Genomic DNA, 18,524 nt, shown 5'->3' with positions numbered 1-18,524 from the left:
CCTTTCCTCCATGGCCAATGGTTAGGAAATATTCCTAACCATTGGCGGGAGAGTAGAGAGGGCGACAGCACCGCGCAATACCCCGGACGACAACGGAGAGATGAACTCCGTTGGCCAACGGCAATTCTGACGGTTCGTCAACTCTCTTTCGGAACAGGAGCGTCCGGCGGTGGTTCCGCCGCCGCGCGCCGGGCGTCCCGCAGCGCCGCGTGGACCGACCAGACCACCGAGACCAGCGGTACGGCCACCACGGCACCGACGATGCCCGCGGCGATCGATCCCGCGACCACCGACAGGGCGACGACCAGCGGATGGAGCCGGACGGCCCGGCTCATGACGAGCGGATGCAGCAGATGGCCCTCGATCTGACCGATCACCACGATCAGGGCGATCACGACCCCCGCAACCAGCGGCCCCTTCGCGGCGAGCGCCACGACGGCGGCGATCGCGAGGGCGACCGGCGAGCCGATCAGCGGCACGAACGCGGCGAGGAACTCCAGCAGGGCGAGCGGCACCGCGAGCGGCACTCCGAGCAGCCACAGCGCCACCCCGACGAGCACCGCGTTCGTCGCGGCCACCAGCACGATGCCGTGGGTGTACCCGGTGAAGGTGCGCCAGGCGGCACGCCCGGCGATCCTCGTGCGCCCCCGGACCGATAGGGGCAACTGCTCCTGGAACCAGGCCCATTGGCGGTCCCCCGAGTAGAGGAAGAAGACGGAGCAGAACACCGCGAGGGCCAGCGCGGTGAGCACCGCGAGCACCTGGCCCGCCCCGCTCAGCGCCGTGCTCAGCAGGGCCGAACGATGACTGGAGAGGAACTCCCCCGCCTTGTTCTGGAGGCCGGTGAGCGCCCCCTGGTCGAGCCGGAACGGCGGCCGTTCCAGCCAGTCCTCGATCCGTCCGATCCCCTCCCGGAACTCCCGTACCAGCGTCGTCCGCTCGCCCGCGACCGCCTCGCCGACGAGGGTGAGCACGCCGAGGACGAGGGCCACGCCCCCGAGCAGGGTGACGGCGACGGCCAGGCCGCGCGGCAGCCTTCGGGCGAGCAGATCCGCGACGGGCCGCAGGAGCGCGGTGACCACCAGGCCCAGGAAGACGGCGACGCCGATCTCGTGGAAGCGTCCGAGCACCGCGAACAGGCCGTACACGAACGCGCCGACGACGATGAGGCGCCACGCGTAGGCGGCGGCCGTGCGGAGGAAGGGGTTCACCTTCGGTGCTGTGCCTGGCTGCATGGCCAAGGGCCTACCACCCGTGACGCCCGCCTGTCGCAGGGATCACAGGCAGGGCGCCGGGATCTCCGCCGATCGGCCGTGTCCCCCCGGGCGGAACGGGCGCCCCACGCCCCACCTATGCGGAGCCGCCCACGTCCGGCGCGGGCACGCGGGGGATCCGGCGGACGCGCGAGGCCGGGACCCACCGGAGAAAGGTGCTCCGGGACCCCGGCACCTCACGGGGAGCCGCCGGAGGAAGAAGCCCGGCCGGGACCCGCCGCAGGAAGGCACTCCGGAACCTCGGCACCTCACGGGGAGCCGCCGGGGGTTTCCCGCCCGCCCTCAGCGGCGGGCAGCCACGCCGCCGAGGCGGCGCGTAGTCGAGGCGGCACATCGTCGAGGTTGCCGGACCCCGGCCACGGCGGTCGGGGGCCTGCGGAACGGCGGGGCGCACCGGAGCCGGAGCGAGGAGATCCTCGCCCTCGCCCCGACCGTCGGCGCGCCCGGCGCCCGCCAACCGCGGTCGTCACGGTCCGGGCGGCCCGAGACCGGTGAGGACCGTCACCGGACCCGTGCCGGCCACGGCGGCCACGGCGGCCCGGCGAAGGTCGGTCCATTCGAGCAGCCGCAGGCCGGACCGGAAACCGGATCCGAACAGGTCAGCTCCGGACAGGTCGGATGCGAACGGATCGAAGCCGGACGGTCCGAAGCCGGACAGGGCGGGTCCGGACGGTTCGAAGCCCGACGGGGCGGCGCCGGACGGCTCGGAGCCGACCCCGGAAAAGACGTCGGAGGGCCGGTCCGGGCCGTTCGCGCGCCCGTCCCCGACGGACCGGAAGGGTCCGCTCCGGGAAACCCGGCCCGTGGGCCGGTCCGGGTCGTGCGTGCGGCCGTCCCCGGGGGACCCGCCCCTCACGGAACCGTCCCCGGGGAACCAGCCCCTCACGGAACCGTCCCCGGCGGGCCGGTCCGGGCTCACGTCGGCGCCCGCTTTGAACAGGGCCTCCCTGCGGACCCACAGCCGGAGCAGTTCCGGGCCGGGGTCCGGCAGGGCCGCCGCCGCGCGCAGTTCGGCCTCCGGCAGCAGCCGCCGCAGCACCCGTACGGAACCCGGCCGCCGGGCCGCCGGTTCCACGTCGACGCCGATCGGCCCGGGCCCGACGGCGGCGGCGACGACCCCGTCGGCATGGCTCAGGCTGACGCCGGTCCCGGGACGACCGGGCAGGTACGGGCGTCCGTGGCCGTGCCGTCCGCAGTCGGGACACCACTGGGCCGGGGCCGCCCCAGTGACCGGAAGCCCGGTGAATCGCGCGGCGCAGAGCCGTACGAGCAGCCGGGCCGCCAGCGCGTCGGCCCGGCGTTCCGGCAGCCGGGCGGCGGCCAGTCGGCGCAGTTCCCAGGCTTCGAGGAGCCCTTCGTGCAGTTCCGGCAGGGCGAGGACCTCCCGGGTGGTCGCCACGGCCACGACGGCCGGGCGCGGGCCCGGAACCGGCGCCGTGTCCACCCCGGGCAAGAGCTCCGGCGGTACGGAGCCCGGCACCCGTGCCGGTAGAGGCTCAGGCGCCCGTCCCGGTAGGGGCTCAGACACCCGGCCCCGCAGGGATTCGGGTACCCGGTCGTGCGCGGACCCCGGTCCCGAGGCGCGTCCCGGCCCGGGGTGCCGTGCGAGCGCCGTCCCGGAGACCCGTGCGGTCCCCGGCAGCGGTGCTCCCGCGGCCCCCGGTCCCCGTCGCGCCACGGGTCCCGCGTTCACGGACGGCGGCTCATCCGGTGGTGCTCAGGAAGCGCTCCTGCACCCGGCCCAGGGTGCGGAAGTCGTCGATGGTGACGTCCTGGAGGTCGATGCTGGTGCCGGAGAGCTCCTCGAGCAGGTCGATGAACTCCAGGAAGTCCATCGAGTCGATGAGCCGGGCCTCGATGAGGTCCTCGTCGGTGTCGATCGGGCCGTCGAGGCCGGGGTTCTTCTCGTGCAGCCACTCGGCGATGCGGACGTCCATGGGAAAAGATCTCTCCTCGGGTGTCGAGTCTGTCAGGTCGTGTCGGGTGAGGGCCGGCGCGGCGGGGCCGCGCGGGCCTCCAGGGACGGGCCGCGCGCCTCAGGGGCGGGCCGCGCGCAGCCGGTCGAGGGCCAGCTCGGGTGTTCCGTGGGTGAGGATCATGGCGTGGACCCAGCGTTCGAGGCCGAAGGCGACGCAGGCGCTGTAGGCGGGTCCGGCCGAACCGGCACGGATGTCGAGGCGCTCACCGAAGAAGTTGCGGTGGCGGTTGACGGAGGCGATGGCGGTGCCGTCGGGCGCGCAGAACTCGTGCTTGACCGGGTCGAGGGCCATCAGCCGGGCGCGGGAGCCGCCCTTGTCGTAGAACGGGTCGTCGGCGACGGCCCGCTGGAGTTCCAGGCCCAGGAGCCCGGCGGCCTCCTGGATGAACTCGGCCCCCCGGTCGAGGTGGTCGAGGGAGCCCTGCTTGGTGCCGATGTAGACGACCTCGCGCATGTGGAAGCCCCACAGGCGGCGCAGTCCGTCGTAGTGGGTCTCGTTGCGGAAGCAGCGTCCGGCGGCGGACAGCCGGAGGCCCTCGTCGCCGACGTCCCGGCCCTCCAGGGAGAGCAGCAGCCCGTAGCAGGTGGCGGAGGGCAGCAGATAGCCGGTGGGGCTGAGGGGCAGCTCGCCCGGGGCCTCTCCGGTGGCGAGACCGTCGAGCGCGTCGGGGGCGAACCGTCCCGCGGACACCCCGAGATGGGGGAAGTTGCGGAAGAAGTCGAGGCGGGCGAGGCTCTCGACGGACAGCAGCGGGGGCCCGACGACCTCGGGCGCGGAGAGGCGCGCGGCCAGTCCGGTGAGCAGGTCGTCCAGACCGTGCAGGAGGGCGGTGTGGACGGGGTCCAGCGTGATCAGCCCCGGGCCGGGGCTCTTCAGGCCACTGTCCGGCAGGACCGTGGTGCTGGGTGTGCTCATGGAAAACCGCTCCCTCTGGGGACGTGTGAACAGTCAGGGGTGTCGGCCGGTGGGCGGAACGAAAGCGCTGCGGCCACGGTGATCCGGGGCCACTGGTGCGCTGCCACGGATCCGCGGGGTCAGGGCGGGCATCCGTGCGCATGGTCGTCGTTGACCGCGGGGCGCGGCGAAGAAGGCCGGCTGATTCCCCCTAGGAACCGGACCGCGCACCGGGGACACTAGGCGAGTTCCGGAGCTGTTGTCTAGACCAAAGGTGCCGACCCGCCGGGCAACTCCGCATATTGAGATGACACTTGACAACCGCTATGGTCTAAACCAATTCTGCTGAATGACCAGGTCGGGGCACCCGTGCGTCCCCCGGCCGCCTTCCGTCCCGCCGTCTGCCACCGGCCCCGTGCCGAGGGTCGCCGCGTGCTGCTCCGGGCGACCGTACCCGACGAGCCGGACCACCTCCCCCGACTCCCGTTCTGGAGGGACCCCATGACGTCACCCGCTCCCCGCCGCCCCCGTCCGCGCCTTCACCGGGCGCCCTCGGACCGGCCCTACTTCAGCGCGGACGGCGAGTCCTACCTCGCCCAGACCACCCTGCGGGAGCTGAAGAAGACCCGCCCGCTGCGGGTGCTGTCCGAAGAGGACTTCGCCCACTGGCAGACGTACGGCTACGTCATCGTCCGCGAGGCGATACCCGCGGCGGACGCCCGCCGCCTCCTCGACTTCACCTGGGAGTTCCAGGGCCTCGACCCGGAACGCCCGGACAGCTGGTACGAGGACCGTCCGTTCCGCTCCGAGCTCGACCAGCAGCTGCACGTCTACGGCTTCGTCGAGGCCTACCACCACCAGCTGCTCTGGGACAACCGCCAGTCCCAGCGGGTCTACGACGCCTTCGTGGACGTCTGGGACTGCGAGGAGCTGTGGGTGACCCTGGACCGGCTCAACCTCAACCCGCCCAACAGGGGCAACCGCGACCGCGCCCTGATCGAGGCCACCGACCGGGGCTTCGACATCGAACTCCACTGGGACATCGACACCACCCTCGGCGTCCCGCCGCAGCGGGTCCAGGGGATCATCGCGCTGAACGACACCCGTCCGGAGTCCGGCGGCTTCCAGTGCGACCCCGAGCTGTTCCGCCGCTTCGAGGAGTGGAAGATCGACCAGCCGGCCGACCGCGATCCGCTCCGCCCCGACCTCGACCGCGCCGAGTACCCCGTCGTCCGCCCCGATCTGCACCCCGGCGACCTGCTGATCTGGAACGGTCTCCTCGCCCACGGCGTGGCCCGCAACACCTCCGACGACCAGGTCCGGGCGGTCCAGTACCTCTCGATGATGCCCGCTCTGGAGGAGCACGAGCGGCTCCGGCGCTCCCGCGTCGACTCCTGGCGCCATCTGCGGACCCCGCGCTGGAACCGGACCCTCGTCGGCGACCCGGTCCTGCACGAGTCCAAGCGCTACCCGACCGCCGCCCTCAACGAACTGGGCAGCCGGCTCCTCGGCCTGACCTCGTGGCACGACACCGACGAGCTCACGGTCCCGGACGACACGGCGACGGCCACCGCCGCACCGGCCGCCCGGACCACCCCGGCCGCTCCCGGCGACGCGCCCGTCACGGCCGGGCAGGGCGGGGAGCCGTCGTGCGCCGCGTCTGCCTGACCCTTCCCACCAACCGCGCCTGCGCCGAGACGATCCGGGCCGTCGCCGAGGAAGCGGCCCACGGGGCCCGCCACTTCGGCGTCGAGGTGAGGCTGCTGATCCTGGACTCCTCCGATGCCCCCGTGCTCGCCGAGCACCGGGCCGCCGTCGCCGCGCTCCCCCCGGCCCCCGGCGTGGTCACCCACCACTTCGACGAGGCCGAACAGCGGGACTTCCTGCGGGAGGTGATCACCGCCTCCGGTGTCACCGCACCGGACCGGGTCCTCGACCTGATGCTGCCGGCCGGCGTCTCCTACGGCGCCTGCACCAACCGCGCCTTCCTCATCGCCGAGGCCCTGGGCTGCTCCTCGGTGCACCGCAGGGACTCGGACAGCCGCTACCAGCACCTGGACGGCGCACCGGTGTTCCCCCTCCACCACGAGCTGGCGGCGCTCGGGCGGCGCGCCGGGGAACTGACCGGACAGGTCACCCGGAGCAGGCTCGACCCCGCCCTCGCGGACCGGCCCGTCGCCATGGTCGGCGGCTCCTTCGTGGGCGAGATGTCGGTGGACGTCGAGGAGATCCGCCGGATCGACCCCGTCGTGTACGAGGAGGTCGTCGGCCTGTCGCTGCCCGAGGGGTATCCGGAGATCTGGCGCAGGAACCTCGTCGCGGAGTCCTTCCGGGGCGCCGGGACCGCCCGGTTCACCGACGACCTCACCACCCTCACCACGGTCAGCCCGATGCGCGTCGACATGTGCAACATCGCCTTCGACCGCGCGGTGTACGCCCGGGTGCCGCTGCCTCCCGCCATCGACACCATCGGCAGCGACTACTTCCTCATCCACCTGGTGCACGACGCCCGTCTCCCCGGCGTGCTGCACAACCGTCACATCGTCAACTTCCATACGGGCGAGCGCCGTTCGGACGAGGGTTTCCTCGCCTACCATGTGCGCTTCGCCAAGTTCCTGCTGGCCGCCCCGCACCTCAACGCCGTCTACGCGGCGCTGAAGGAGTCCGGTGACGCCCTGCTCGACGGTGACGGGCGGGTCCGCGCCTCCGCCGTCGCGACAGCCGTACGGGACGGGGTCCGCACCGACCCCACGGAGAACGTCCGGCGGCTCGACGTCCTCGACCGCGCCTACCGCACCCTGGGCGGGCGCTACACCACCGCCGCCGACACGCTCCGCGACCGCCGCGAGCGGCTCCTCGACGAAGCCGTCCGGGACATGGCGGACTTCGCCCTCCTGATCGACGCCTGGGAGGCCGTGACCCGCGCCGGACGCGAGCGCCCGCTCGCCGCCCCGCCGTCGTCGGCCCGGCCGGCCGACGCGCCGGGGACCCGAGAACCCGCAGCAGCCCTCCGCTCCCCGAAAGGCATCGCATGAGCGAGCGAGCACCCTCGCTCCCGAGGACCAGTCACACCCTCACCGTCCCGTACACGGGTGGCGAGGAGCGCCGCGGCCCCGTCACCATGGGGCAGGCCAACATGATCCGCTGCATGGTGCGGGACGAACCCGCGCACATCAACATCCACGACGTGTGGCCGGTCCCCACAGGCACCCGGACGGAGGAGGCGGTGGACGCCCTGCGGGCGCTCGTGGTCCGCCACGAGGCGCTGCGCACCACCTTCCCGCACCGGGCGGAAGGCGCGCCCACCGAACAGGTCGTGGCCGCCGGGGGCGAGTTCACCGTCACCGTCCTCGACCACACGGAACTCCCGGACGAACCCGCCGCTTACGCGGAGGAGTTGGCCCGCGAGGCCCGCGCCGACCGTTTCCGGCTCGACCGGGACCCCGCCCTCCGGGTCACGCTCGTCGCCCTGGACGGCGCGCCCGTCTTCGTCTCCCTCGCGGCGAGTCACGCCCTCACCGATGTCAGCGCCCTCGCCGTCCTCAAGGAGGAGTGGCTGGCCCTGCTCTCCGGCGAGGAACTGCCCCCGCCGTCCTCGCTCGCCCCGCTCGACCTGGCCGCCGAGGAGTCGGCCCCGGCCGGACTGCGCAAGTCCCAGGCGTCGCTGCGCCATTGGGAGCGGATCATCCGGACCGGGCCGCAGGCCATGTTCGCGGAGCCGGGCGCCGAGGGCACCGAGATCCGGACGCCCCGGCTGGTGCTGCGCTCCGCGCGGGCCGCACGCGCCCTGGCGGGCGTCGCCGAACGGACCGGCGGCCTGCCCGCCACCGTCCTGCTGACCGCCTGGTGCGCCCTGGTCGCCCACCGGGCCGGGCAGAGCGAGTGCGTCGCCGCCGTCCCCACCTCCAACCGGTACCACCCCCGGCTCGCCCGCGCGGTGAACACCGTCTCGCAGGACGCGCTGCTCTCCCTCGACCTGCGGGTCGACGGCTTCGACACCCTGTTGCGCAAGGCGTGGGGAGCGGCGCTCGGCGCCTACCGGCACAGCCAGTTCGACGCGCTCGCGCTGTGGGACATGATCGGCCGGACGACCTTCGAGCGGGGCGGACAGTTCGCCCGTGACGTCGTCTTCAACGATGTCAGCACGCTCCCGGCGACCGTCGCCGAGACCACCGAGGACGCCGCCGCCGAGCAGGGCGCGGAGCCGCCGGAGCTCGAACTGAGCTGGGGCCCCGACCAGGTGCTGCCCACCCGCGTCCTCACCTTCGTGTACGCGACCGCGCCCGCCGTACACCTCGCCACCTGGGCCGATCCCGCCCTGTTCTCCCGTGAGGAGGCCGAGGCCCTCCTCACCGGGCTCGTACGGCTCCTGGAAGCGGCGGCGGACGCCGACGTGCCGCTGACCTCGCTCACCGAGGTCACCGGGGTCCGTCCGGCCGCGCGCGGCCCGGAGTGGGTCAGGACCGACGGGTCGTGGGTCTCGCCGCCGCTGGTCGCGGAGGCCCTGGGCAAGGCCCTCGGGGGCCTGCCCGTCCATGTCGTCGCGGACGCCCCCGGGGACGACGGGAGCGTGCCGGGCCTGACGGCGTTCGTCGCCGCGGGCGTCTCCCCCCTCACCCCGGCGGAAGCGCACACCGCGCTGATGGACGTGCTGCCCGGCCGTCCCGGGGTGCTGGCCCCGCGCCGGTACGTGATCGTCCGGGACGCCCCCGCCGGTACGGCGGACGACGCGTGGCTCCGTCAGCAGATTCTCGTGGAAGGAACCGGCCGGGACCGGGATGTCACATGACCAAGGATGAGATGGCCGCACGACCGGAGCCGAGCGCTCCGCCCAGCCCGTGGCGGTCCAGCCGCTTCCGGCTGTTCTTCATGGCCCGCAGCACCTCGCTGCTGGCCGACGGCATGCTGATGGTGTCGCTGACCACCGCCGTCCTCGGGGCGGGGTACGGGGCGGCGGGCGTCGGGTACGCGCTGGCCGCCTGGATGGCGCCGATCGTGCTGCTCGTCCTGTTCGGCGGGGTGCTCGCCGACCGTTTCACCCCGCAGGTGATGATGGTCGGCGCCGACGTGGTCCGCATGGTGGCCATGCTCGTGCTGGCGCTGCTGCTGGTCACCACGGACATCCGGCTGTGGCACATCATGGCCCTGCTCGCGCTGAGCGGCGCCGCCACCGCCATGTTCCAGCCGGGTCTCGCGAGCCTGGTGCCGCAGGTCGCCGAGGACATCCAGCGGGCCAACGCGCTGCTGCGGATCGCCGAGGCGATCTGCACCCTGCTGGGCCCCGGCGTCGCCGGACTCCTGGTGGCCTACTGGAACGTGGCCGGGTCGTTCGTCGTCATCGCGGCGGCGTACGCGCTCAGCGCACTGGGCCTGGCCCCGCTGCGCAAGCTCGGCACCGTCCGGGACGAGAGCGACGACCCGATGCTGCGGCGGCTGGCCACCGGCTGGCAGGAGTTCCGTTCGCGGCCCTGGCTGTGGGGGGTCATCGCGGTCTGGTCGGTGTACGGGCTCCTCGTCTTCGGCCCGGCCCTGCCGCTGGGCGCGGCGCTGCTCACCGAGCAGCACGGGGCGAGCGGTTACGGCTGGATCGCCTCCGCCGACGGCGCGGGCACGATCGTCGGCGGTCTGCTCGGCATGCGGGTCAGACCGCGCCGCCCGCTGGTCGCGGGGGCCTGTGCGATGTTCTTCTTCTCCCTCAACCCGCTGGCGCCCGCCCTGGGCTGGTCGTTCACCTGGACGGCGGTCACCGGGGCGATCGCGGGCTGCGGCTTCGCCTTCTGGGGCGTGATGTGGGCGACGAGCGTCCAGTCGCACATCCCGCTGGCCGTCCTCAGCCGGGTCTCGGCCTACGACGTGGCCGGTTCCATCATGGTCATCCCGCTGGGCCGCGCGCTGGCGGGACCGGCGTCCGAGGCCGTCGGAGGCGCCGACCGGGTGCTGCTGTTCTCCTCGATCATGGGCCTGGTGTGCATCGCCGTGATGCTGGCGATACCGGCGATCCGCGCCCTGGGCCGGGCGCCGGAGGGACGTGCCGGGGAGGACCTTCCGCCCGGTGATCTCAAGGCCCCGGACGGGGAGGCGGCCCGTACGGCCTGACGGTCCCCGGCACCGGCCCCGCCGGGCCCGTGCCGGGTCGTCCTGGGTCGTCCCGGGCTCCGACGAGGGCGCCGCGAGTCCCGTTGATCTTCTGTTGATCTTCCGTTGATCACCCACCGGCAGTGTGTCGGCCGTGCATGCCCCTGAGCACGGCCGACGTGCTGTCTCCGGGGCCGGAAGAGAACGGAAGGGAACACTGTGGCTGTACTGCCTGGACGAGGACTCCTGAGACGGAAGACGGGACCCCCGGGGCGGGGCTCCCTGGTGTTCGGCCTGGTGGCGGCGCTGCTCGCGGGGCTCGTCGCCGCCGTCGGGACGGCGGCTCCCGCGCAGGCCGCCTCCTCGGACGACTCGTACGGCTGGCCGTACTACAAGAGCCTGGCGACGACGTCGAACCCCGACTGGATGAGACAGGTCCCGGACGAGACGCCGCTGGCGTTCCTGTCGATCCCCGGCAGCCACGACACCATGGCCTACTACGGCGGGGACCTGGCGACGACCCAGGAGTGGTTCTGGGGCGGCGACTCGCGGACCAACCTGACCCAGCAGCTGAACTCCGGCATCCGGGCCCTCGACCTCCGGGTCTATCCCAACGGCCCCGAAGGCGACCGGCTGTGGCTGTACCACGGCATCGCGGGGCAGCACCACGCGCTGGGCGAGGGGGTGCTGGACCCGCTGACCAAGTGGCTCGACTCGCATCCCGGCGAGACGGTCCTGGTCAGCTTCGCCAAGGAGGGCGGCGAGTGCGGCGGCCCGGCGGCGGGGCAGATGTCGGAGGAACTGCGCAAGTACACCGACAGCGCCCGCTACGGCCGGTACTTCTGGAGCCCGTCGGTGCTGCGCCCGGCCGGGACCCCCGCGCCCAAGGCACCGAAGATCGGGGACGTGCGGGGGAAGATCGTCGTCAACACCTTCCGCGGCGCCTGCGGCGGCACGATCAACGACTGGGGCCTGGCCGACGCGGACAACCCGCGGTACATCGAGGACGCCTACGACTTCATCGTCACGGACGCCAAGTGGAAGTGGGACCGGGCCAGGACCAGGATCGAGATGGCCAGTGAGGACAAGGACCCGACCCACCTCTCCTACACCTGGCTGAACGGAGCGGGCGGCCCCGGTGACGGTCTGGCGGGCGGCTTCCCGTACCAGATCGCCGGAGGCTGGCGCGGCTACTGGGGCGTCAACCACTGGGCGTACGACTACCTGGGACGGACCGACCTCGCCTTCAACACCGGCGTGGTCATGATGGACTACCCCGGCGGCGGGCTGCTCGCCCGGATCATCAACCGCAACCCCGGCCAGACGGCGGAGCCGGTCCCGGTGGGATGGAAGAGCACGGACCGGCGCAACTTCGCCACCAGCGGCGACCGGACGGTGCGGTCCGGGTTCAGCGGCCGGTGCCTGGAGGTGGACACCGGGGACGGCGACGGGCGACGGGACGGCGGGCGCGTACGGCAGTGGACCTGCGGCCAGGACGCCCCCCAGCAGTGGTCGTTCGACGAGCGGGGGCGGCTGGCGAACGTCCACAGCGGCATGTGTCTCGACGCCGACGCGGCGAACGGGCGCGTACGGCAGGGGACCTGCGGAACCGGCGACAACCAGCGGTGGACACTCGCGGGAAGCTGGCTCCGGAACCAGGCGGCCGGCCGGTGCCTGACCGTCACCGATGCCGACAACGGTTCGGAACTCACCCTGAGCGCCTGCGAGGGCAACGACACCGACCGTCCCGGCACCCCCGCCAACCCGGTCACCCCACCGCCCGGCAAGGATCCCGCGGCGGCCGGTGACCCGGTGGACACCTCGCCCGACGACCGGGGCGTCAAGCCCGCCGCCAGTGGCGACTGCCGCCCGGACGGCCTCACCCCCGTCCCCGGCACCAGCCCCCGCTACTGCGACGTGTACGACGGCGCGGGCCGCGAGTGGCTCGGCGACGGGCGCACCCGGCGGGTCGTCGGCTACTTCACCGGCTGGCGCACCGGCGGCAACGGCGAGGCCCGCTATCTGGTGAAGAACATTCCCTGGAGCAAGGTCAGCCACGTCAACTACGCCTTCGCGCGGGTGGATTCGGGGAACCGGATCGCGGTCGGCCCGGAGGCCACCTCGCTCGCCTGGCCGGGCGTCGCCGGGGCCGAGATGGACACCTCGCTGCCCTACCGGGGCCACTTCAACCTCCTCACCCGCTACAAGCGGGCACATCCGGCGGTGAAGACCCTCATATCGGTGGGTGGTTGGGCCGAGACGACCGGCTTCTACCGGATGACCACGAACGCCGACGGTTCGGTGAACCAGGCCGGAATCGACACCTTCGCCGACTCGGTGGTCGCCTTCCTCGGCCGGTACGGATTCAACGGTGTGGACATCGACTTCGAGTACCCGTCGAAGCTGCCGCAGACCGGCAACCCGATGGACTGGTCGGGGATCGGCGAGGCACAGCGCAAGGGCCTCCCGGACGGCTACAACGCGTTGATGCGGACCCTGCGGGCGAAGCTCGACGGGGCGGGCGCCGCCCAGGGCCGGTACTACCTGCTGACGTCGGCGGCCTCCGGCTCCGGCTACCTCGTGCGCGGTTCCGACGCCCAACCGGCTCTCCAGTACCAGGACTTCGTCAATGTGATGACGTACGACCTGCACGGCTCCTGGAACAGCCACGTCGGCCCGCAGGCTCCGCTGTACGACGACGGCCGGGACTCCGAGCTGATCGCCGCCAAGGGCGGAAGCGTCTACCAGACACCCGAGTTCGGCAAGACCGGCTACTTCAACACGGACTGGGCCTACCACTACTACCGGGGCGCGCTCCAGCCGGGCCGGATCAACCTCGGACTGCCCTACTACACCCGTGGCTGGCGGAACGTCAGCGGTGGTGTCGGCGCCGGGCTGTGGGGCGAGGCCAAGGCGGACCAGTCGATCTGCCAGCCCGGGACCGGGCTCAACGGCCAGGCGTGCGGGGACGGCGCCACCGGGGTCGACAACCTCTGGCACGACCGCGATCCGTCCGGCCGGGAGATAGCGGCCGGGTCGAACCCGATGTGGCACGCGAAGAACCTCCAGGACGGCAGGACCCCGCGCTATCTGTGGAACTACGGCATCGACCCGGCGGCGCCGCTCTCCGGCTCCTACCGACGCCAGTACGACGACACCCTCAAGGCGCCGTGGCTGTGGAACGGGACGACCAGGACGTTCCTGTCCACCGAGGACGAACAGTCCGTGGACGCCAAGGCCCGGCACGTCGCCGACAAGGGCATCGGCGGGGTCATGGTGTGGGAGCTGGCCGGTGACTACACCCGCCGCGACAACGGCGAATGGGGCATCGGACACGATCTGACGACCCGGCTCGACACGGCCCTGCGGGGCGCGGCCCCGTACGGCGCCGAGCGGGCGGGCCGGGCGCTGCCGAAGCAGGTCGTGGACGTGACGGCCGAACTGGTCGACTACGGCACGGACCTGTATCCGCTCCGGCCCAAGCTGCGGATCACCAACAGGTCCCGGGTGCCGCTGGCCCAGGGCACCGAGATCGCGTTCGACCTGCCGACGTCCACGTCGGCGCTGGTCAAGGACGGCAACTGGAAGGAGCTTCCGGGCCTGACCGCCGGTCACCAGGGCTCCAACGTGGGCGGGTTGAAGGGTGACTTCCACCGGCTGACGCTCAAGCTCGGCTACTGCGAGGACGTCCCGGCGGGCAAGTCGAAGGACATCGACCTCACGTACTACCTGCCGGTCACCGGCCCCTCGAACATCACGTTCCGGATCGGTGGGCAGGAGTACGGTTCCACGAGCGACGCCCGGCGCGGAGTGACCGTGACGGACCCGCCCGCGCCCACCGCGGGGAACACCTGTGAGGCCGCGCCCTGGGGCAGGCACGCCTACAACCCGAACCCGTCGTTCGCGTTCTGGCAGACCGGCGACCAGTGGATCATCGAGGACCGCAACAGCGGCAATGTGCTGGACCACCCGGCCGGTTGGGGTGACGCACACCTGGTGGACAAGCAGGACGGCAACCGGAACCAGCTGTGGACCGTCGCGGAGGACGGCGGCTCCGGGTGGTACCGGATCAAGTCCGCCAGCAGTGGCCGCGACCAGTGCCTCGGGGCCACCACGGCGGGCGGCACCCTGACCGTACGGGACTGCGACGGCTCGGTGCCCCAGTGGTGGCGGCTGGCCCTGCTCGACGCGGACGGGAGACCGCAGCTCGACCGGACGGTCTCCGGCCGGCCGGCGCACGGCGGCTCGTACGCCCTGGCCGCCTACGCCGACGGGGAGAACTGGTGGACGGCACCGGCCCACCTCGCCGTCCCACGGGACTCCGGCACCGCCCCCGGCACCAAGATCGTCGCCGGGGACGTCCAGGGCGCCCGCGCCTCCACGGTGTCGTGGAACGGTTTCCGCTGGCGCGCCAAGTGGTGGAACAAGGCCGGTGACGAACCGGGAGTGAGCGACTCCTGGCAGAAGCTCGGCCCGACGCCCTGACACCGGTTCCGTCCCGGGTCCGGCCCGTCGTACGACACGGCGGTCCGGACCGGGGTGGACCCGGGCTGGACCCTGACACCGTGTGAGGGCGTCGACTGGGTCCACCGACCCCCGGCATCCACCGGGGGTCGGTGGACCTCGTCTTCCGCCTCCCCGAAGGACTCCCGTGCTCGACTTCGTCGGCTCCGGCCCCTACTGCTTCACGAACTCGCTCGCCATGGTGCTGGGCGGGGACACCCCCTCCACCGCCGTCGTCGAGACACTGACCGGCTCGCCGTTCGGTGCCCAGCTCCTCGGCGGTTCACTGCCGCTCTTCGACCCCTACGGCTGGCACCCCGAGATCGGCCTCGGCTCCGCGATCGGGCTGCTGGGCTGGAGCTGCGAGCGCACCGACGGCGGCGCCCCCGCCGAGGCACTGGAACGGCTGCGGGCCGCCTGCTCCCGGGGGCCGGTCCTGGTCGGACCGGTGGACATGGGCCTGCTGCTGTACCAGCCCGGCACACCGAACGCCGACGGCGGCGACCACTACGTGGTGGTGCTCGCCGCCGACCGGGACGAGGTGGAGCTGCACGACCCCCACGGCCACCCGTACGCGACCCTGCCCACGGGGGCGTTCCTCGCCGCGTGGGAGGCGCGATCGATCGCGTACACCGACGCCCCCTTCGTCCTGCGGACCGGCTTCACGCGCCTGCGCCGGGTCTCGGCCGCCGACGCGCTGCGGCAGTCGCTGCCGGGAGCCGTGGGGTGGCTGGCCGGACGGGACGACCTGCCGATGCCGCCCGGCTCGCTGGGCGGGGAAGCCGCCGTGGAGGCGCTCGCCGACCTCGTCGCCGGAGGCACGCCCCCCGGTGTCCGGGGCCTGCTCACCGGGTTCGGCGTACGGGTGGGGGCACGCCGTCTCAGCGACGCCGGGGCCTGCCTAGAGGAGCTGGGACTCCTCGACGCGGCCTCTCTCGCACGGCACCAGGCCAGGCTCCTGGGCGGTCTGCAGTACCCCCTGGTGCACGGCGACGACCGGACGGCGGCGGAGCGGCTGCGCCGACTGGCCCCCACGTACGGGCGACTGCGCGCGGCGCTGGAAGCGGCCCTGGAAGACGGCGTCTGAACCGGGGTGTTGGCTGTCCGTCCGGGCGGACGGACAGCCGGAGGGACCGGCCGCCTTCGGCTCTCTGTGACAACTGGGCTGGAAGGCAACCCCTGTTCACCGTGGGAATCCGACCGTACGATTCAACTGCCCGGCCGTTCCGGGCACACAACTGAATGGTCGTGTGACCTGGGGGAAGCCGGTGGGAATCCGGCGCTGACCTGCAACCGTGTGGGGCGCTCGCGCGCCCCGAGCCGGGAAGCCCAGCACAGGGCCGTACCGCTTCCCCCTGCCATGGTCTGCAGCGCGGAGCCTCAAGTCGTCGTCCCGTCGGCAGTCCGTTCCCGGCTGTCGTGACGGAGATGACGGTGGACAGGGCCGTCCGCGCGCCCGCCCCGTCCGAAAGGCATCACATGCGCCCGCATCCCGTCCGTCACGCCCTCGTCGCCACGGCCGCCCTGGGGCTCGCCCTCACCACGGCGCCCGCCGTGGCGCACGCCCAGCCCACCACGCACACGAACGCGGCGGTCAAGGTCGGTCTGACCGTGCAGGGCCCGAACGGGCTGCTGTTCAAGGGCAAGATCAGAACGAAGGGCCATGACGTGACCACGGCCACCGGCGGGACCCACAAGTGCGACGGCACCAACGGTTCGGCCCATCCGACCGCCGTGCCCACGCCCACCGCCGCGCTCGACGACGCCGCCAGGAAGAACGGCTTCACCTGGGACGGCACCTGGTACGCCTCGTTCGACGACTTCTCCGTGGACACCATCAAGAACGTCAGCGGCGGCGGTGCGGCCTACTGGAACATCGCGGTCAACGGCACGCCCACCCCGGTCGGCGGCTGCCAGTTCAAGCTGAACGCCGGTGATGAAGTCGCCTTCACCTGGACCGCGTTCTAGCGGACGCCGTGCTCCGTCAGGGCCGGTCCCTCAGTGTCACACCGAAGGACCGGGGCCCTGACCGGACACGAAGGAGCTCCGGGGCGGGGGCCCGGTCCAGGGCCCCCGCCCCGGGAGATCAGGCTCCCCAGCGCAGCGCGATGGTGTCGCCCACGTTCACCGTCTTCTCCCTGAGGGCTCCGGCGAAGGCCGAGCCGTCGACGGCGACCTTCCAGGTGTTCGCACCGCTCTCGGCCTTGCCGTTGAGCGTGGTGATCGCGCCGGTGCCCGCGGAGGGGGTCACTCCGGTGACGCAGCCGGACGGGGTCGCGGCGGTCGTCGCGGCGGCGAGGACCTCGCCGAGGGTGGTGGTCGTCGCCGTGGGCGTGAAGGACACCGAGCAGACCTTCAGGTTCCCGCTGCCGTCGTCGACGCTCAGCGCCAGCTTGGTGGCGGTGCCCGGCGTGAAGGCGGACTGGGCCACCCACCGGGTGGCGCCCGGGGTGACCGGGACCGGCGGGGCCGTGGTGAAGCCGCCTCCGGCGACCGCGCGCAGCGCGTCGATCGAGGAGTAGGCGGAGGGGGTGGTGTCGGCGGGCTTGTACTTGAAGCCGCCCGCCGGGGAGAACTGGTTGGCGATGAGGAAGTCGACCGGCGTCTTGGTGCTGATGGTGGTGAACTCCGCCGACTGCGGGTTGATCCCGCAGGCGTTGAGGCCCGCGACGCCCCAGCCGTTGGAGCTGGTGTTGACCCCGTAGAGGGAGTTGAAGGCGCCCGAGGCGCTGACCAGTTTGCCCTTCAGGAAGTTCTTGGCCTGGACGACGTCCGTGTCGGTGCCGGGCACCCCGGAAACGCACAGGGCGGCCATCGCGGCGCCGGTCATGTCGATGTCGCTCGCGGAGTTGATGCCGGTCGGGTTGCCCTCGACCTTCTGGTAGGTCCACCCGCCGTCGTTGTGCTGGTTGGCGCGCAGCTTCGCCACGAGCGCGTCGCTGAGCGCCTGCGGGACGCGGGCGGTGCCCGCCTGGGTCTTCGCGCCGCCCAGCGCGAGCGCGGCGAAGACGGTGCCGTTGAAGTTGGCGGACGGCCCGAAGTAGCCCGGCTCGGCCGTCTGCCAGTACGCGTAGATGTCCGCGACGAGGTTGCGGGAGGCGGAGACACGGGCCGGGTCGATGCCCGCGGCGTACGCGTTGAGCGTGCCGCGCTCGTAGTCGGTGACCACCGGGGTCGCCGACGGCCAGGCGGCCGTGGACAGCAGGTTGCGGTAGACGGTCCTGGCGTTCTTGGTGGTGTCGCCGCCGGGGGCGACGTCGACGGCCGCCGTCCCGGACGCGGCGAAGGCGCTGAACGCCCACTCGTTGGAGAGACCCGATCCGGCGTAGGAACCGTCGGCCGCCTGGAGGGACTTGAGGTAGGCGACGCCGTTGGTCCTGGACGTGGATATCTGCGCCGGGGTGGAGGTCGCGAGGGCGAGCGGCGCGGTGAGGGCGAGGGCGCCGAGCGCGGCGGGCACCGCGAGCGCGAGGCGGCGGGAGGTGCGGGGACGGGACATGGCCTGCTCCTGGAGATCGGCGGACGCCGGCCGCTCCGGGGCCGTACCGCGTGCACCCGTACGGGAGCACGGCCGGGCATGGCCGGGGGGGGCCGCCGTCCGGAACGCGTGGTACGGCTTCCTGCACTGCGTCGCCGTATGGGCATTCGGGCTCGGGAGCGGCCCCCGCCGTCCCATACCGCTGCGCGTCAGCTCCGGCCTCGCACCGGATTCCCCCATGTGGCAGCCCAGGACGCTACCCGAGTGGGCAAGGGACCGCCAGCCGTGGCGGGTTCGGCGCCGGGTGCTCGCGATCCGGGT

The 18,524-nt window shown here is 72.8% G+C and carries 11 protein-coding genes, 1 pseudogene and 2 riboswitches; of the genes and pseudogenes, 7 read left to right on the top strand and 5 right to left on the bottom strand.

Going from position 1 to position 18,524, the window contains the following annotated elements:
• Positions 1-137: 137 nt before the first annotated feature.
• The 4 genes and pseudogenes from ACIRQY_RS03035 to ACIRQY_RS03020 all read right to left on the bottom strand — a co-directional run bounded on the left by ACIRQY_RS03035 (position 138) and on the right by ACIRQY_RS03020 (position 4,168).
• Positions 138-1,235, bottom strand: a complete 1,098-nt coding sequence (locus tag ACIRQY_RS03035) for an AI-2E family transporter (protein ID WP_403922000.1) — start codon at positions 1,233-1,235, stop codon at positions 138-140.
• Positions 1,236-2,193: 958 nt separating this feature from the next.
• Positions 2,194-2,727 (bottom strand): annotated as a pseudogene (locus tag ACIRQY_RS03030) (4'-phosphopantetheinyl transferase family protein); the annotation flags it as partial.
• Between the two features lie 250 nt (positions 2,728-2,977).
• On the bottom strand, positions 2,978-3,211 hold the full coding sequence (locus tag ACIRQY_RS03025) for an acyl carrier protein (protein ID WP_351784513.1): 234 nt from the start codon (positions 3,209-3,211) through the stop codon (positions 2,978-2,980).
• A gap of 99 nt (positions 3,212-3,310) precedes the next feature.
• Positions 3,311-4,168, bottom strand: coding sequence for a hypothetical protein (locus ACIRQY_RS03020; RefSeq protein WP_351784515.1), 858 nt, complete (start codon positions 4,166-4,168; stop codon positions 3,311-3,313).
• A gap of 480 nt (positions 4,169-4,648) precedes the next feature.
• Here ACIRQY_RS03020 and ACIRQY_RS03015 point away from each other — a divergent pair, with 480 nt between their 5' ends.
• The 7 genes from ACIRQY_RS03015 to ACIRQY_RS02985 all read left to right on the top strand — a co-directional run bounded on the left by ACIRQY_RS03015 (position 4,649) and on the right by ACIRQY_RS02985 (position 16,693).
• Entirely contained in the window at positions 4,649-5,815 is a 1,167-nt protein-coding gene (locus tag ACIRQY_RS03015) for a phytanoyl-CoA dioxygenase family protein (protein ID WP_351784516.1), read from the top strand.
• Positions 5,797-7,182, top strand: a complete 1,386-nt coding sequence (locus ACIRQY_RS03010) for a DUF6271 family protein (RefSeq protein WP_403921997.1) — start codon at positions 5,797-5,799, stop codon at positions 7,180-7,182. The genes ACIRQY_RS03015 and ACIRQY_RS03010 overlap by 19 nt, the downstream gene beginning before the upstream one ends.
• Entirely contained in the window at positions 7,179-8,936 is a 1,758-nt protein-coding gene (locus ACIRQY_RS03005; protein ID WP_403921995.1) for a condensation domain-containing protein, read from the top strand. Before ACIRQY_RS03010 ends, ACIRQY_RS03005 begins: the two co-directional genes overlap by 4 nt.
• Entirely contained in the window at positions 8,933-10,243 is a 1,311-nt protein-coding gene (locus tag ACIRQY_RS03000) for an MFS transporter (RefSeq protein WP_403921993.1), read from the top strand. Before ACIRQY_RS03005 ends, ACIRQY_RS03000 begins: the two co-directional genes overlap by 4 nt.
• Before the next feature lie 198 nt (positions 10,244-10,441).
• Complete coding sequence (locus tag ACIRQY_RS02995; protein ID WP_403921991.1) at positions 10,442-14,707, top strand: glycosyl hydrolase family 18 protein; 4,266 nt, start codon at positions 10,442-10,444, stop codon at positions 14,705-14,707.
• A gap of 166 nt (positions 14,708-14,873) precedes the next feature.
• Positions 14,874-15,812 carry a hypothetical protein gene (locus ACIRQY_RS02990; protein ID WP_403921989.1) on the top strand — a complete coding sequence of 313 codons (939 nt, stop codon included), beginning with the start codon at positions 14,874-14,876 and terminating at the stop codon, positions 15,810-15,812.
• 171 nt (positions 15,813-15,983) lie between these two features.
• Positions 15,984-16,056, top strand: a riboswitch (cobalamin riboswitch).
• Between the two features lie 148 nt (positions 16,057-16,204).
• Complete coding sequence (locus ACIRQY_RS02985) at positions 16,205-16,693, top strand: DUF4430 domain-containing protein (RefSeq protein WP_403921987.1); 489 nt, start codon at positions 16,205-16,207, stop codon at positions 16,691-16,693.
• Between the two features lie 118 nt (positions 16,694-16,811).
• Here the strand turns inward: ACIRQY_RS02985 and ACIRQY_RS02980 are convergent, their stop codons facing one another.
• Positions 16,812-18,224, bottom strand: coding sequence for a hypothetical protein (locus ACIRQY_RS02980; protein ID WP_351784527.1), 1,413 nt, complete (start codon positions 18,222-18,224; stop codon positions 16,812-16,814).
• A gap of 140 nt (positions 18,225-18,364) precedes the next feature.
• Positions 18,365-18,443, bottom strand: a riboswitch (cobalamin riboswitch).
• Between the last annotated feature and the right edge of the window lie 81 nt (positions 18,444-18,524).

The organism is Streptomyces sp. NPDC101490, from assembly GCF_044767145.1.
Classification (GTDB): domain Bacteria; phylum Actinomycetota; class Actinomycetes; order Streptomycetales; family Streptomycetaceae; genus Streptomyces.
Note: the sequence above shows the minus strand (reverse complement) of the source record. Positions and strands in the feature narration are given on the sequence as shown.